Annotated in this window: 5 protein-coding genes; 1 reads left to right on the top strand and 4 read right to left on the bottom strand. The window is 42.9% G+C overall.

Annotated elements, in window-relative coordinates; translation table 11 throughout:
• From PF479_RS13840 to PF479_RS13850, 3 genes are all read right to left on the bottom strand, one after another.
• Window positions 1-353 (bottom strand): DEAD/DEAH box helicase (locus tag PF479_RS13840; RefSeq protein WP_298007608.1); only part of this gene is annotated, 353 nt, incomplete at its 3' end.
• A 35-nt stretch (window positions 354-388) separates the two neighbouring features.
• Window positions 389-1,255, bottom strand: a complete 867-nt coding sequence (locus PF479_RS13845) for a nucleotidyl transferase AbiEii/AbiGii toxin family protein (RefSeq protein WP_298007610.1) — start codon at window positions 1,253-1,255, stop codon at window positions 389-391.
• Between the two features lie 5 nt (window positions 1,256-1,260).
• The gene (locus PF479_RS13850; protein WP_298007612.1) at window positions 1,261-1,761 is read right to left on the bottom strand and encodes a hypothetical protein; all 501 of its coding nucleotides are present in this window, start codon (window positions 1,759-1,761) and stop codon (window positions 1,261-1,263) included.
• A 242-nt stretch (window positions 1,762-2,003) separates the two neighbouring features.
• On the opposite strand from PF479_RS13850, the gene PF479_RS13855 reads away from it, so the two are divergent.
• The gene (locus tag PF479_RS13855; protein WP_298007614.1) at window positions 2,004-2,144 is read left to right on the top strand and encodes a hypothetical protein; all 141 of its coding nucleotides are present in this window, start codon (window positions 2,004-2,006) and stop codon (window positions 2,142-2,144) included.
• Between the two features lie 18 nt (window positions 2,145-2,162).
• Here the strand turns inward: PF479_RS13855 and PF479_RS13860 are convergent.
• Window positions 2,163-2,471, bottom strand: a 309-nt coding sequence (locus PF479_RS13860) for a hypothetical protein (RefSeq protein ID WP_298007616.1), incomplete at its 5' end; no start/stop codon positions are given.

The following is a 2,471-nucleotide window of genomic DNA, read 5'->3' on the forward strand; positions in this document are numbered from 1 at the left end:
TCACCACTGTATAAACGTGCATAGACGGAAGCCGCTTCTCCGGCTTTGAGGGTGCTGTTGATAAAAGCCGCCTGGATTCCCGATTCCACGGCGGCGTCCACCTGGTCTTTCATCAGGGCAATGAGGGGGCTGATCACCAGGGTGAGACCGTCCATACAAAGGGCGGGGATCTGATAACAGATCGATTTTCCACCTCCTGTGGGCATGGAGGCAAAGACATCTTTACCCTCCAGTACGGCATCGATGATATCCTTCTGGTTGGGGCGGAAAGAGTCGTATCCAAACTGTTTCTGTAGTATTACTGCGGGGTCTGTCATCAGGGTTATCTTACAGGGTTTGGGGATTCTCTGCATAGCCGAGGAATCCATCCGGGGATGTGTCTATTTTCTTATGCCATTGTTTGGAGGAGTGAAGTAAAAAAATCAACGGACCACAAATCCAACTCAAAAGGATCTTTAATAAATGGAGCCACATCTTTTTTCGCATCATCGAAGTCCACTTTCAGGATCTTTTCCTGAACCATTATTCTCATTATTTCTTTCGTTAAGGTCATTTTCTTGTCAAAATGGCCGCTTTGCTTCAGTTTGGCTTCCAGGTAAAGTAGATCGGGGGAAATCTTTTTATTAACGTACCAGATCAAGTCGTAAAAATCCCTTCCTTTGACGCGCCCACTGGGATAATCACGACAAAGAATGGCATGCAGTTTGCCAGAAAAGAGGGATTCCAGCTTTAGGATTCTGTAACTGAATGGAATCGGATTTGTAAGAAACAAAGTTTCAGACATACCGGCGGGGGCAGGGGGAAGAGTATCAATTTCGAGTTTGATTTTTAACAGCTCATTCTTATGTGTACCCGAAGCAGTAAGCCTTTTTTCTGTGATGGATATCAGTATAGAGAGTGTATTCCCTTTGATGAATGCTGACTCAATGGGAGTCTTTCTGTTCTTTTCAATTTTTTGGGCTGAGAAATCCAATTCATAGGCTTTCAACTCCACCACAATACCTTTTAGATATTTTTCCAGAGAAAAGTCTGTATCTGGATATAAAAGTGTGAAGTCCATATCTTCTGAAAATCTATTCAGCCCATGCCCAATTCTTAAAGCTGTTCCACCGTAAAAGGCTGCTTTATTGAAAAACCCCTGTCTTGATAAACCAAGCAGGGTAATCTGTTGGATTATTTCTTTCAGGGCATTCTTGTAATCCGAAGCTGTCTGGCAATTATAAGGTTTCATCATTTCAGAAATGGCTTGATGCATGATCTTCAATCCTCTTCATTCTGGAGCCGCGATATAGTCTCCACTAAATAATGGCAGGTTTTTCTCTTATAAATGGATGCCAATCTTTCTATTTCTATGAGATCAAGTTTTCTCAATTGATCCCTGTCAATCCTCAGCTCATCCAATAAGTAGCTAGACATATCCTGCTCTTTATTAAGGACGCTGAAGTACACTTTGTCGCAAAGGGCCTTTTCCGGAGTAGCCATGAAAAAATTCCCAAGATCTGTTTTATGGTACTTGATTCCACAGGTATATTTTTCTGAGGAGATATATTTATAGCTGAACCTTCCAACAGGTGTATTAAATCGCTTCTCCTTTTTAAAGCAGATGCAAGTCAGTTCTTCGACCCTCTCCGGAATTAGGCCATGATAGGACAAAGCATATTCCAGTGAGATTGCTGAAGGCCCGTAGATCATTCCGGATAATACTTCCCGGGAATAATACTTATCATAACTGTCACCAAGCACATACAGTCCCTGCTTCACATGTACCAGGTCCCCGTTTTTCAGGATAGTACTGATTTTATCCCTTGGGGACAAATAATCAGAATATAAACTGAGCAGATAAGGGGTTGTATAATAAGGCTGTGCTGTCTGATAAAGAATCTTCTCCATAGCATGTTTATTCCTTATGTATCAGATGACTCATTTACAGAACAAATAATAAGCTGAAGAACAGAAAAAAGCAACAAAATATCCAGCATATAGAGAAAACGTCGATATGCTGGATGAAAAATAGATCTGTTTTTCTGGTTTTCGGGCTGGGAGGCACCTCCATCGTGACTGCCAAGATATACGGTATTATGGTGACTGATGAACTGGTTGAGCAGAAAGACCCTATGGTCCGATCGCTTGCTAATCCTGACTGAGGATTCGTCGCTGAGGGGTTACAAAAATTCTTCTATATCCAAAGACAGACCCTGGAGGTCGTTTTTTATACGATCCAGCAGAACTTTATACCGGTCCTTCTTCTTTTCCACAGCAGAGAAGTCGGATGGATCAATCGTCTCTCCTGTCAGGATCAGGGCTGTTCTCATCTCGGGACTGAAGCGGGTTCCGATATCACCGCCTTTGAAACGGTTCACCACATCCAGAAGGTTCAGGGCGTATTCACAGTGTCTGTTATTCAGGGGTGCATCCATGATATAGCCTGTGTGTACATACTCCAGCACATCCGCAATCTGGGAGCAGCGGAT

This window comes from Oceanispirochaeta sp. (assembly GCF_027859075.1).
Taxonomy (GTDB): domain Bacteria; phylum Spirochaetota; class Spirochaetia; order DSM-2461; family DSM-2461; genus Oceanispirochaeta.